This is a genomic window from Acetivibrio straminisolvens JCM 21531 (genome assembly GCF_000521465.1).
Classification (GTDB): Bacteria; Bacillota; Clostridia; order Acetivibrionales; family Acetivibrionaceae; genus Hungateiclostridium; species Hungateiclostridium straminisolvens.
Genome location: NZ_BAVR01000046.1, coordinates 18595 through 31267, shown reverse-complemented (window position 1 = coordinate 31267; position 12673 = coordinate 18595). Strand labels below are relative to the sequence as shown.

The window sequence follows — 12673 nt, the reverse complement described above, 5'->3', positions numbered from 1 at the left end:
GCCTTTGTAAGCGTTATATCTGATGGATCTTTCATTTGATCTGTAATCAATAATGCAAGCATATAATCAAAAAATGGCTGGATACCAATAGAATAATAAATTTTCGGAGGTGCAAGTATAGTATCTGTATTAACTATATAGCTCTGCAGTATTCCATAATCTTCAACAAAATCAATAAGTTTCTTTCGATAATCATGAACAGCAGTAATAAGCTCTGAAATATCTTTTAATGAATCAATGAGGTCATCTCTGTGCACGGTCGTATTTGTTAAAAATTTTCTAGCTATCGCTAATAATGATTTGTGCATAATAAAGTCTTTGTCTCCACACCCTGTTTCATATTTATCATTAAATTCTTTTTCAATTATTCTAAACTTTTTCGATAAAAGATTAGTAATAGTAGTAGAAGACTTTTCTATGCCGGCTACTCTTCTATTTCTATAAATTTCACAAAAAACGCGCAATGCAAGAGGAGTCTTTAAGCTCCATTTGACCCATGAGCATCCTTCGATTTTTATGTTAAATTCTCTAATATATTTATCAAATAATTCGTTTACTGGAACATCACCATCAGAAGGCAGAACTAATACATTACTCAATAAACTATCCTTATAATTCAATTTTCTAAATGCATATGGTCGACTTGTGATGCAAAATCTAAGTCTAGGATATTTATGACATATTACTTCTATCTCTCGAAGTCTTTCATGCCATAAATCATACGGTGTAGATTCATCTACCCCGTCAATGCAAATTAGTATTTTCGGAGCAATTTTAGCTGCCATAGTATCTGTTGTAGAAACACTATTAACTTCTACACGATACGACAATGCTTCTAAAGCCTGCCATAATTCTGTTTCATTCCAAATCGAGCTAATCCTAAAGATTTCTTTAAGATTTCAGCCCAATTATTTATTGGATTTATATCTTTTGCACGAATTAATATTGGAATATGTAAATTCCCTTCTAACAATGATTCCACTAAATTAGCTATTCCGTGCGTTTTCCCCGAACCAGGATTGCCTAGTATCAGATATTTTTTATTATCTAATTGGAAACGAATATCCGGAAATAATAGTATGAATTTCATTTTCCCAAAGAGCTTTAGCAGTTTTTTTGATTTCATTAATATGAAAGTAATTCTCTCTCGAATGCTCATATTGCCTTAATAGCTCAATTAGCACAGCAAAGTCTATATACCAATTGCTTTCGTCAATTGAGGATGTAATTTCTTGTTCATTTTTCAAAGCATCTATAACATGTTCTACCTCATCCAATATTTTTTTTATTTGATTTTGACTTCTCTGAATTTCGTATATTAATTGCTCTTGTGATAAAGTATCTCGAACGAATTGAAAATAATCATCACACGCTTTCAAAAACTTATTACATTGCTGTCTTATGATGTTCAGCTTTTTTATACTACTTTGGCGATCTCCTAATGTACCTACAAATTTTAAAATATTTCTATGCATTTGTCCTTGAATATGTAATAAAGGAGTATATTTTTGCGATAGCCATCCACTTTTTTGCTTTTCATAAGAGTAGATAATAAGCTCTTTAGAAATTTCTGATTTTTCAAACCAATATCGACGTATACCAGCAGCATCACTATCTTGCAAATTAGTTAAAAGTCGAGTTTCATTCCATAACTCAATTTCTAATCCCGGATAATCACTTTCCAATTTATTCTTCAATTTTTCCCAACGACTTAATTCAGTATCTTCTACAACCTTCCCTCCTTTACCTATACGATCTGAAGATAAATCACGCGGAATACATACAATATACTTTTTTATCAATGGTCTCACTTTAAGCGCAGTCTTTATTGAATTTCTTATTTGCTGAAACTGACTAGATGAAATGCTTTCTAGAAACCACTTAGCTTGCATTCCAATAACAGTTCCATTTTTAATCGTTGCAAAAGACTCAACACCGCCATCGCCTCCTGAGCCATTTACAATAGTAACTGCTTTCAGAGCCTCATGGTATGTTTTTCTACACCATAGCTCAAACAATTGATTACACATAGTTTCAAAAGCTCGTGTTGGTGCCTCATTATATGTTTGGAAATGTTGCCAATTCACATTAACACCCCTTTTTTCTACTATCTATAATTCTGCTTTCAATCAATATATACTGTTTATCCTATAATTTTACACAAAACGAAATAGCATTTTACTAAATTTCAATTAATCTATTATGAATATCTTCTTCAAACCTTTTCTAAATCCTACATTGTGTATTATGTTATATAGGCTTAACACCTATAGAGCATAGATAATTATAGGTTTCATCATAATATTTTGTTGCCCTCGTCAAGTCATCATCAGAACCATAAGGAATAAATATAACCATACCTTGTCTAGCTCTTGTTAAAAGAACACGGTATGCATTTTTTATATATATCTTTTTCTCTTCACTATTTACACGTTTCCAACTTACTCCAGTGAATGAATAATAACCAAAGGTACCGTTTTCAAAACGGAAATCTGCATCCCAACATACAATAGTCCAATCCAATTCAAGTCCCTGAATATCAAATTCTGTCGCAGCCTCTTCAAGAAAATATGATGAACGCACATCATCCATATCATTCAAAAACCAATTTGCAGGACTATTAATTTTGCTCTGCACCCAAATACCATGAGGTCTAAGCCTTCTTCCTCCTGAGCTTGCAATAAGTCCAAATCTTTCTGTTCCTTTAGCCTTTTCCTTAACCCACGTTTTTGCGGCATTAAAATCTCTCGTTATAGCAATTGGGTAATTGTCAATAATTTGACGCAACAGTTCTGTGGCGTTTATGGAATCTACATCAAGTATTGCCTTTACAAAAGCAGCAACCTTTTCACTTCTAAAAGACCGCATTGAAACTGATAAATGCAATTCAGGAACAAACTTATACTGAAGACCATTTAGTAAGTCGGGCAAAGATGAGTCCCGAATAAATTCGCTATCAGATATTTTATTAGATAAATACACCATCCAGTGAGGAAAGTGTTGTTTTAAAGAAGAAAACCATTCTGACAACCCAGCTTCTCCTGTATTTATTTCTTGGCCTCCACCAATCAAGCATATAATAACTGCCCAATCTGTATGTCTATCCATTACTCTGATTAAAAATTCTGGTTCAGACATATTGAAATTAGGCTTTCCTTTCTTTTGAGTCATAAATTTTTCAAGTTGCTCCTTTGTCCAAGCACGTTGAGCCTCATCAAAAATTGCAACTTTTTCAATAGGGGCCTCATCTGTAGAAATAGCATCATCTCGAAAGTGATGTATGATCTGGATAAAAGCTTTTGCTTTTGCAAGCGCCTCTGCTTTCGTTATTCCTTTACGTTTACTCTCATCGCGCGCCAAAGCTTCCTGTAAGACGTTAACAAGTGGTTTGTTGCCAGATAAAAAAACGGCATGCTCATTTTTATCAAAATTATGCCGTTCATTTGCAATATTTAGACCAACAAGTGTTTTACCGGCTCCGGGAACACCTGTTATGAAGCAAATCGATTTTTTCCTATTTACCTTACTATATTCAATAATCTTACTTATCTCTCGAGAAGTTCTAGCAAGGTTTATTGCAGAAGCATCATTTCGGGATATTTCTGCGACATTATGTCCTTTATATAAAGCTTGAGCAGCTTCAATTATAGTTGGCGTAGGAGCATATGATGCATTTATCCAGTCAAGTGGTTCAAAATTTACTTCTTTCTCTTTGCTAAATATAAAATCAATAGCTGCCTTTATGTTGTTTGAATTGCATAAAAGTGGTTTATAAATCCCATCCTTTAGAAGACCTGCATTCAGTAACACATCTCGCCCCTTTGTAGCAACTAAAATAGGTACAAGCAATCTTTTTAAACTTTCACTATGGAAGTTTTTCAAATCCAAGGCATAATCAATAACTTGATTAATAGCAGACCTGTCGTAGCTACTAGAACCTACTTTAAACTCTAAAAGAAAAATAATTCCTCTAAGAATGATAATTACATCGATTCGTTTACCCATACGTGGAATTGTATACTCAAATATAATGCACCCATCTTTAAATTCAGAAATTGCAGATTTTAGTATTCTAATCTCTTCTAGCCAAGTATTACGCTGCAAATCATTTAATTCAAATGAGTTGTTCGAAGCAAGTATTCCAAGTATTTCCTCGTCACTCTGAGATAAAAAACGCCTTATTGATTCACTATAAAATACCCTTGGCAAATTAGCTCCTCCTTCATTCAATATTCCTATAAAAAAAATATTATATTCTTGAAATTAAATATGAGTAATATATTAATAATTTATAGTCTTTCTATGTTTGCAATGAGCCATTTTGCTACACCATCGTCATCATTACTTCCTATCACTCCGGTAGCAATAGTTTTTAAATCATCAATTGCATTATCCACCGCATAAGCTTCATCCGAAATCTGAAACATATCAATGTCATTGGCACCATCTCCAAAGGATACAATTCTGTCACATCCCAAATTTTCCTTCAGTTGCAAAACAGCATTGGCTTTGGATGCAGTCTTAGGCATTATCTCAAGCCACTGAAAATCCGAATAAACATCCTTTGAGTAGACGACATGATATCTGTCCTTGAACTTTTCAAAAAAGGGCTCTAATTTTTCCGGTTCATCAATACAGGTGATATAAAAACACTTCCCCGTTATTAAATCTTCTATTGTTCTCACTTCATTGGTTCTCTTATCACCTTTTCTCGTGTCAAGAAAGAATTTCATTCCCTCTGTGCATTTTTCAGGAATATATGAAAACTTCTCTACTCCATCAATATAAGAATATACAATTGGGTAGATGCCATTCTTGAGCAAATCATAAAATACTTCTCCAATTCCTTCATCAAAATAGCTTGCAATCAAGATTTCTTCTGTCGCATTATCTATTACAAATGTCCCGTTATACACAATGACCGGAATGTGAGAATTCAATCCTTTTGTAACTTTCTTAGCTGTTACCAAAGAACGGGCTGTGGCATAGGAAAAAAGTATACCTCTTTTTGCCAATTCGTTGATTGTATCAATAGTGAACTGCGATAAAGTTTCATCACTTCTTAGGAGTGTTCCATCCAGATCAGATACAAATAACGTCTTCATTGCCACGCCTCCTTATATACATAATCAATTTCTGTATCCCCGATTTTTATACTATCTTCTCGTATGCTCATTGTATTTTCCTTTCCGGTTGATCATAATTTTTCGCTTAGTAGTGCAAACACTTTACCGGCTAACCTTTTCATAAAAATCAATAATCATAGCTGCTCCACCCCGATTGCCCGGCGCATCAAGCATTTTTCTTTGGATTCTTGAGACATTGGCTAATATTCCTTCATCCTTCATAACTGATAAAACAGTAGTTTTTAACGACTCACTATTAATAGTACTATAATCCAGTTTCTTTCCGAGCCCCAATTCCTCAATACGCCTTGCATTTGTGGGCTGTTCCGACATAAAAGGAATTACAACCATTGGCACCCCATGAACAAGCGCCTCGGAAACGCTGTTCATTCCTCCGTGCGTCACAAAAATATCTGCCTGCTTCAACACCGAAAGTTGAGGAACCTCGTTATAGATTCTATAATTTTTCGGAATATTCTTAAGCTTATGGATTGGAAAACCTTTGCCGACGGACATAATGACATCCACCTGCTCATTCCTAAATGCCTCTATACACTTTTCAAAAACGATACCGCCCCTTTTACAATCGTTCCAAGAGAAATATAAATCACCGGCAGATTAGTCTTTTTAAAATCTATATTTTGCTCTTTCCTGTCGTAAACAGATGCTCCGAGAAATTTATACTGTTCTTCCGGAAAATCCTCAGCATAAGGCTGATACTCTTTTAAGGTATATACAAGATTTAGCGCCGGAGGATTTTGGACAATTTCGTCAAGCCAGCAATCGGTTTTCATAGGAATGCCTTTTGCAATATCTTTTGTCCAGAGCTTGCAAATCCATTTATGCTTGAATATCCCCAATGCTCCCCCTGCACAGATATATTCCTTCATGAGCTTTCCATTTGTGGCAGGTGCGGTAAAAATTCTAACTGCGGGCTTTCCATGTTTTTCTACAAGATGTTTTCCAAGAAAGAAAAACTGTTCATAGACAATCATATCATAATCTTTTGCCACTCTATCTGCAGCAGCATAAGCATTTTTTATCTGCTCCGAAAGCTTCCGATGATTTTCATAGCCCGCAAAATCTGCACCGCTTTCATATACATGTTCCTTCCAATCAAAGGGCATAAGATATGTTACCGCACATCCCTGTTTTATAAGTTCCCGAACAAGTCCTATCGTCGGCATAAAGTGACCGTGATACGGTAAGTTGATGAAAAGTATCTTCATATATTTCACTCCAAAATTTTTTCTCAGCCACTTTTTATTGTACAACTTCAATCCAATGTTATCAAATCCAATATACCTACTATACCGCCACCCAAACAATTCCCTCTTAAATAAACCTTTTTTAGAAATATCAAAAAGAATTTAAAAGAACAATAGAACTCGGTAATATGAATGTTTATTAAAGAATTTCCTCGGCTCAAATTAAAAGGCCCTTCACCATTTTTTCTTCGTAGCGGGAGCCTTAATTTTACTGGCACAAACAAATAATCTCCATTTTGATATATTTCACTTTAAGATATCGATTAACTTCTAATCATTCATTTTAAACTGCTACTCTGCAACTCGAAATGTCTCATTCCCCTGTAATATCATCTTATATATCCGTTTCCAAGTCCGTCTGTCAGAATCCAACACTTTCTTTGATAGTCATAATAAAGCCAATGCGAATACTCCGGTATTCCTACAACAACTGGGTTGTCTATACTTCCTAAAGGAGCATATTGATCGCATATATATTTCCCGTCAACACGATGCCTCTTGTACGCTTCTGAAACCATTTTTGATTCGAGTTCCGGCGTCATCTCTACCGGCTGCGAAGCATTGGTTTTTTTCTCTTTTTCAAGCATTATGCATACCTCCAGACTTTTCTAAAATGTTTTTTCCAGCACAATTCTTACAGCGCCATAATCAAAGTCCCTGCTGTAATCAATATACAGCCAACCAGTGACTTTGCAGTAAATTTTTCGCGTAAGAAAACAAAGGCAAGGATAAGCGTAATTACAACACTCATTTTATCAATCGGCACAACCTTTGATACGTCTCCCGACTGTAAAGCTTTATAATAACACAGCCATGAAGCACCGGTTGCAAGTCCCGATAGAATCAAGAATACCCAGCTCTTTCTGCTAATTTCAGATAATCCACTCTGTGCATGGGTAATAAAGACTATTACCCATGCCATGACTACAACCACAACAGTTCTTATTGCTGTCGCAAGATTTGAATTTACATTCTCTATGCCAACCTTCGCCAGTATAGAGGTAAGTGCTGCAAATACTGCAGACAGTATTGCAAATGCCATCCACATTATAAATATTGCCTCCACTTTTTTGATTATATTTTTTATTATATCATTGCCCCTTGACGCTAATTTTATATAAACTACAACCACAAACCGTCTTAACTATCAGCTAAATAATTAACACCCATATTGCAATTACGGATATGGCATAATACTATTTTTTCGGTTTGCCGTCTTTCCAAATATTTTCAGCTAACACAAAATTCTTGTCCCACACCTCTGTCGGTATCAGTTTGACAGTAAGAGCAATTAATGCCGGAAGCAAAATCGGAATAAAATCCGGTATTAAATCAATCGGAGATGAGCATAGAAGCACTTTACTAAAATTTAATTATCTTTGGCTCACCGGTAAAGGAATAGAAAGTAGCTGTTGCCTCTGCAAAATAAAGGACCTCGGTGTTGTCATCATCTGCAGAATACATAGTTTGAAGTTCCGGATAATTATCAAGCATATGCTTTTTTGCCTCTACTCTGTCATCTCTAACAAGCTTGCCTGCAACTCTAAGCCACTTGCCGTCAGCAAAAGCACAGAGCTCAACTTTAGGATTGGCCTGTATTTGCTTAGACACTTCTTTTACCTTGCCTGTCTGGATATAAAGTTTGCCTTCAAAAATATCCACTGTACCAAACGGCCTAACTCTAGGCTGATCTCCTTCTACTGTAGCCAAATAATATGTTCCGCAGTTCTTCAAAAACTCGTAAACTTCTTGCATTTTCTTTTCCTCCTGTTTATCTGATTAGAAGCATTTTTTATTATTTATCTTGCAATCGCTTAAAATTTTCTATATCAAAAATATTATATTCCTTTTTTCAAATTTTTCAAATAGAACAAAAAAACCTCCCCCTGTTCTACAGCTTTAGGAAACATATTCTTTGTTGGAACAAAGAACCGTCCCCCGTTCTATTGTTCTACATAATTCTTCAAATTTACTATTTATGTGAGGCGGAGTCCATTCCGGGCTTTTGCAGAGAAAGACATAATCAAACTTTTCGTTATAAACAGATTTTATATCATCAGTATGTTCAAATGGGAATATTCCGTCCAGGCAGTATATTTGTGAATCTTCTCTTCTAATCCATTTTACTTTGTATCAGACCGTTCTTCAACAACTCTTCTTAACCAGTTGCCGCAGTTGTAATAGTCATTGCCCCTATAATAGTGATAGTAATCATGGTGGAAATCAATATTAACTATCTTAAGTTGTGATTTTCTTGGTAACCTTTCGATAATATTTTTAATAGATTTATGACTGTCAGCCTTTATGAAATTTTCTCTTGGAATACTCAATTCCTTTAGAAATTTTTTTAAGAAATAAAAATCGTCAATTACCCCTACTTTTTTAAGCTCCGGATATCTTAAATATCTTTCTTCCCACATAGATTTAAGCTTATTGTTAGGCATCTCATCACTTCCATTTGGAAAATACATGTCCCGGGCCTGTGATGAAGCATTAACAAAATAATCAAAATCAATGCTTAATATACCTATCACAATATCACCCCTATGCTAAATGAAAGAAAGTGATAAAAATTGCTATGTTGTTTTACATTATTTATTATATAAGTGTCAACTTCTATTTTCAAAGTCATTCTAGCCTAATACAAGCTTGCTAGAAATCATGAGCCATTTATTCCATTCATGTATACTGTTCTTCATTAATATCCTCACATTTTCTCTATTGTTGTTCGGCTTTCACAGTTTTTAATTTTACAATATTTCATTTAAAATTAGGTTATCGGGATTCCGCAGCAATTTCATATATAAGACATGTTACTTTTAGTTAATTTGTACCACTAGTTGACATTAACGGAGTTTACCGTTCTCATCACTATTGCAAAAATGACTCCCGGACCTGTTGCCATCAATTCAGCCACTTTTGTGGGAATTAAAGTTGAAGGTATTCCGGGAGCATTTCTGTTTTTTATTTGCTGCGTCTATATTTATCTTAAGGAAACGGAAGCCAAATCCTATTTTTGTAATGCCCGGCTCAGGTGTAATCGGCGCAGCAATTTATTTGACAATATAAGTAATAATAATAGAAGCAATAATCCATGCATATTAACGCATTGTTATATGACTGTTCCCATATAGATATATCCCTTTTTCTCGGGAGCGGTATCCAGTTTCTTATAGCTGAAAGTATCGCTTTCTTCATAAATATGACATAATGCAATACCCATATCGATGCAATTAAGCTTGTTCTTCATAAAGCCCATAATGACATTTGGCTTTTTACGATAGCAATGAATACAACCGTCTTTAGCAACAAAAAACCAGTCCTGTCCGTTAAATCCGCTTGGTGCAAGTCTTGCAGCCTCAATACGAATATCCGTACCTTCAGAAATATCGGCCAATTTTTTCCTTTTAAATTCAGACAACTCTCTGAACAAAGGCTCTGCAGGTTTTCCAAAAGGCATACAAATGACATAGGAAAGATTACTGTTTGAATCTACCTTTGGTTTACTCATTCTAAAATACGAACCCAAACCAATACTGCATAAATATAGACTTAACTGTTGACCGATAAATCCAATGTTCTCGTAGGCACCATCCCTTTCCCTGCTATTAAAGTATAGATAATAACGGGCATTCTGATTGGGTGGATTTTTATCTTCAACAAGTTCAACCGAATAATCTATATTTGAAAACAAAGGCTTAACAGACTTGATTTTGTCCTTAATTTCTGCAAGCAATTCAGCTGATAATGGCGTATTGTCAAATTTTCTTACCGCTTTTCTTTTTGCAATGTACTCGTTTTTCATCTTTCAATAATCCTCCTTAAAAATTTTATTAAATCCTTTGCGACCCAACACAAGTGCCTTCCTAATTCCATCTACTAACTTAAATGGGTTGAATCTGTATAAAATACAAAACCTATTATACCATATTCAAACGAATTTTCCTCTTCACATTCAACCGAATTAATTAGTTTTTATCGAGCATTCACCCTATTTTGCTTCATTATTTATTCGGGAAATAGTATTTATATCTTTAAAGTACTCTTTTTCTAAGTATTAAAACTAGCATTTATTCTATTTTTCATTTTAAAGCTGCATTAAGACAAAATCTATCATATTTTTCTATTGACAAATAAAACGGTTTCAGTTATTATAATATATATAGCAAAGGCGCTGTTGGCGAAAGCCGACAACGCCTTTAATTATTTTGCGGGGGAAGGGTGAGGACGAATCCGGAAAACATGCCGGAGCTTTTCGGAAGTACAGTCATTTACACTTATTTTCACATAGCAGCCAATTAACTCTTAGAGGTTACTTGGTAAGATGTGATAAAACCTGCCTAAATAAACAAAAGAGTCCAAAACTAAAACTTAATGTGCACAAAGGCGTGTGTTTTATTGATGCCTCAATAAAATACACGCCTTGAATTTTTTTAAGGAGGAATGTTTTATGAACACCACAATGATAGTTGACACTCTTTGGGTAGTACTCGCAGCCATACTTGTTTTCTTTATGAACCTTGGTTTCGCAGCTGTGGAATCAGGTTTTGCAAGATCAAAAAATACAGTTAATATACTATCGAAGAACTTTATTGTTTTTGCGGTGTCCTCACTGGGCTTCATGTTGCTTGGTTGGGGGCTGATGTTCGGCGGAGATAACCCGATTATCGGTACTCAGAAACTGTTTATCTTGGATAGTTCTACTCTCGACTTTTATAAAGATACTCTGACGTCAAACGTACCGTTTTGGGGAAAATTCTTTTTCCAGCTTGTTTTCTGCGGTACTGCGGCAACCATTGTATCCGGTGCAGTTGCAGAACGCGTAAAGTATATATCTTTTATAGTATTTTCTTTCATACTTACCCTCATTATTTATCCGGTTGTAGGCCACTGGATATGGGGCGGCGGCTGGCTGGCCAATCTCGGTTTCCTTGACTTTGCAGGCGATACCGTCGTCCACTCTGTCGGTGGCTGGGCAGCTTTGACCGGAGCTATAATCCTTGGCCCCCGTTACGGTAAATATGATAAAGACGGAAAACCAAAAGCAATACCCGGCCATAGCTTAGCTTTGGCAGTTATCGGACTTTTCATCTTGTGGCTTGGCTGGTTCGGTTTCAACCCAGGTTCCACTATGAGTTTTCAGAATCCGGCAGATGTTGTGCATATATTGGTAACCACCAATACAGCCGCCATTGCAGCTATACTTACCGCCACCGTAACCTCATGGATCTACATTGGAAAGCCTGATCTCGGTATGACGATCAACGGCTGTCTGGCTGGGCTTGTCGGTATCACCGGCAGCTGTGCTTTTGTAAGTGTTACAAGTTCGCTAATCATAGGTGCAATAGCAGGTGTCATCGTTGTGTTCTCCGTACTCTTCTTTGACCGGATAAAGGTTGATGACCCTGTCGGTGCTACATCCGTACACCTAATCTGCGGTGTTTTCGGTACCCTCTGCGTAGGACTTTTTGCACAGGAAGGCGTAACCAGTATTTCTACGGTCAATGGCTTATTCTTCGGCGGCGGTTTTTCATTGCTCGGAGTTGAAATTCTCGGCATTGTTGCCGTTGGTGCATTCGTAGCTGCAACGTCTGCAATCGTATGGTTCATTCTTAAGCAGACAATCGGCATTCGTGTCAGCCTTGAAGAAGAAATCCAGGGTCTTGATATCGGTGAACACGGAAACTTAGCTTATCCCGATTTCGCCATCGTTGCTCCTATTACGGCTTCGGGCAACGGCAACGGAGACAGCATAGCAGCAATAAGTCCTGTTGAAGTACCGAAGACTTCTTCCTACAAAGTATCTCCGGATGTTGCAATCCCAGTAGTAAATAAAGCTCATCCAGGAGCAAAGATGACAAAAGTTACCGTTATCACAAATCAGGATAAATATACACAGCTTCAGAGCGCTCTTGACAAAATCGGCATTACCGGTCTGACAGTAACAAATGTCCTCGGTTATGGTATGCAGAAAGGACACACAGAGTATTTCCGCGGTTTGCCGATAAAAACCAGGCTACTTCCCAAAGTTCAGGTAGATATAGTTGTATGCAAGATACCCGTCGATACAGTAGTCGATACAGTAAAGAAGTCGTTGTACACGGGCAATATGGGTGACGGAAAGATCTTCATTTACGATGTTGAAAACGTTATAAAAATCAGAACAGGTGAAGAAGGATACGATGCACTACAAGATGAAGAATAGGGCTATATTGCATACAAAAATATGCAAAAGCAAGGAGCATAATAGGCTTAAGCCTAATTATGCTCCTTGCTTTT

13 protein-coding genes and 1 pseudogene are annotated in these 12673 nt (G+C 36.1%); 2 read left to right on the top strand and 12 right to left on the bottom strand.

The window, feature by feature from the left end; translation table 11 throughout:
- The 11 genes from JCM21531_RS12245 to JCM21531_RS22140 form a co-directional block, all read right to left on the bottom strand.
- On the bottom strand, nucleotides 1–785 hold a 785-nt coding region (locus tag JCM21531_RS12245; RefSeq protein WP_131464482.1), incomplete at its 3' end, for a hypothetical protein.
- Nucleotides 786–1043: 258 nt separating this feature from the next.
- Nucleotides 1044–2087 (bottom strand): hypothetical protein, encoded by a 1044-nt coding sequence (locus JCM21531_RS12235; protein WP_038290313.1) that lies wholly within the window; start codon nucleotides 2085–2087, stop codon nucleotides 1044–1046.
- A 163-nt stretch (nucleotides 2088–2250) separates the two neighbouring features.
- Complete coding sequence (locus JCM21531_RS12230; protein WP_038290312.1) at nucleotides 2251–4209, bottom strand: DUF2075 domain-containing protein; 1959 nt, start codon at nucleotides 4207–4209, stop codon at nucleotides 2251–2253.
- Nucleotides 4210–4289: 80 nt separating this feature from the next.
- Nucleotides 4290–5105 (bottom strand): Cof-type HAD-IIB family hydrolase, encoded by an 816-nt coding sequence (locus tag JCM21531_RS12225; protein WP_038290311.1) that lies wholly within the window; start codon nucleotides 5103–5105, stop codon nucleotides 4290–4292.
- Between the two features lie 123 nt (nucleotides 5106–5228).
- Entirely contained in the window at nucleotides 5229–5654 is a 426-nt protein-coding gene (locus tag JCM21531_RS12220) for a nucleotide disphospho-sugar-binding domain-containing protein (RefSeq protein ID WP_157833680.1), read from the bottom strand.
- A 20-nt stretch (nucleotides 5655–5674) separates the two neighbouring features.
- The gene (locus JCM21531_RS12215; protein ID WP_131464479.1) at nucleotides 5675–6355 is read right to left on the bottom strand and encodes a glycosyltransferase; all 681 of its coding nucleotides are present in this window, start codon (nucleotides 6353–6355) and stop codon (nucleotides 5675–5677) included.
- Between the two features lie 368 nt (nucleotides 6356–6723).
- The gene (locus JCM21531_RS12205) at nucleotides 6724–6981 is read right to left on the bottom strand and encodes a hypothetical protein (protein ID WP_038290301.1); all 258 of its coding nucleotides are present in this window, start codon (nucleotides 6979–6981) and stop codon (nucleotides 6724–6726) included.
- Between the two features lie 47 nt (nucleotides 6982–7028).
- Nucleotides 7029–7442, bottom strand: coding sequence for an EamA family transporter (locus JCM21531_RS12200; RefSeq protein ID WP_038290318.1), 414 nt, complete (start codon nucleotides 7440–7442; stop codon nucleotides 7029–7031).
- A 148-nt stretch (nucleotides 7443–7590) separates the two neighbouring features.
- A complete protein-coding gene (locus tag JCM21531_RS18985) occupies nucleotides 7591–7752 on the bottom strand; it encodes a YkvA family protein (protein WP_157833679.1) in 162 nt (53 codons plus the stop codon).
- Nucleotides 7753–7756: 4 nt separating this feature from the next.
- On the bottom strand, nucleotides 7757–8149 hold the full coding sequence (locus tag JCM21531_RS12190; protein ID WP_038290299.1) for a pyridoxamine 5'-phosphate oxidase family protein: 393 nt from the start codon (nucleotides 8147–8149) through the stop codon (nucleotides 7757–7759).
- A gap of 368 nt (nucleotides 8150–8517) precedes the next feature.
- A complete protein-coding gene (locus tag JCM21531_RS22140; protein WP_243467617.1) occupies nucleotides 8518–8928 on the bottom strand; it encodes a hypothetical protein in 411 nt (136 codons plus the stop codon).
- A gap of 306 nt (nucleotides 8929–9234) precedes the next feature.
- Between JCM21531_RS22140 and JCM21531_RS24885 the strand changes: the two are divergent.
- A pseudogene (locus tag JCM21531_RS24885) lies at nucleotides 9235–9372 on the top strand (chromate transporter); the annotation flags it as partial.
- Nucleotides 9373–9506: 134 nt separating this feature from the next.
- On the opposite strand, the gene JCM21531_RS12175 reads toward JCM21531_RS24885, so the two are convergent.
- Nucleotides 9507–10199, bottom strand: coding sequence for a nitroreductase family protein (locus JCM21531_RS12175; protein WP_038290297.1), 693 nt, complete (start codon nucleotides 10197–10199; stop codon nucleotides 9507–9509).
- A 645-nt stretch (nucleotides 10200–10844) separates the two neighbouring features.
- Between JCM21531_RS12175 and JCM21531_RS12170 the strand changes: the two genes are divergently transcribed.
- Nucleotides 10845–12599 carry an ammonium transporter gene (locus tag JCM21531_RS12170; RefSeq protein ID WP_038290296.1) on the top strand — a complete coding sequence of 585 codons (1755 nt, stop codon included), beginning with the start codon at nucleotides 10845–10847 and terminating at the stop codon, nucleotides 12597–12599.
- Nucleotides 12600–12673: the final 74 nt, after the last annotated feature.

Excerpts from the sequence above, each read along its gene's own strand:
- JCM21531_RS12225 (WP_038290311.1), bottom strand. The coding sequence starts at position 5,105 with ATGAAGACGTTATTTGTATCTGATCTGGATGGAACACTCCTAAGAAGT.
- JCM21531_RS12215 (WP_131464479.1), bottom strand. The coding sequence starts at position 6,355 with ATGAAGATACTTTTCATCAACTTACCGTATCACGGTCACTTTATGCCG.
- JCM21531_RS12205 (WP_038290301.1), bottom strand. The coding sequence starts at position 6,981 with ATGCTTGAAAAAGAGAAAAAAACCAATGCTTCGCAGCCGGTAGAGATG.
- JCM21531_RS12200 (WP_038290318.1), bottom strand. The coding sequence starts at position 7,442 with ATGTGGATGGCATTTGCAATACTGTCTGCAGTATTTGCAGCACTTACC.
- JCM21531_RS12190 (WP_038290299.1), bottom strand. The coding sequence starts at position 8,149 with ATGCAAGAAGTTTACGAGTTTTTGAAGAACTGCGGAACATATTATTTG.
- JCM21531_RS12175 (WP_038290297.1), bottom strand. The coding sequence starts at position 10,199 with ATGAAAAACGAGTACATTGCAAAAAGAAAAGCGGTAAGAAAATTTGAC.
- JCM21531_RS12170 (WP_038290296.1), top strand. The coding sequence starts at position 10,845 with ATGAACACCACAATGATAGTTGACACTCTTTGGGTAGTACTCGCAGCC.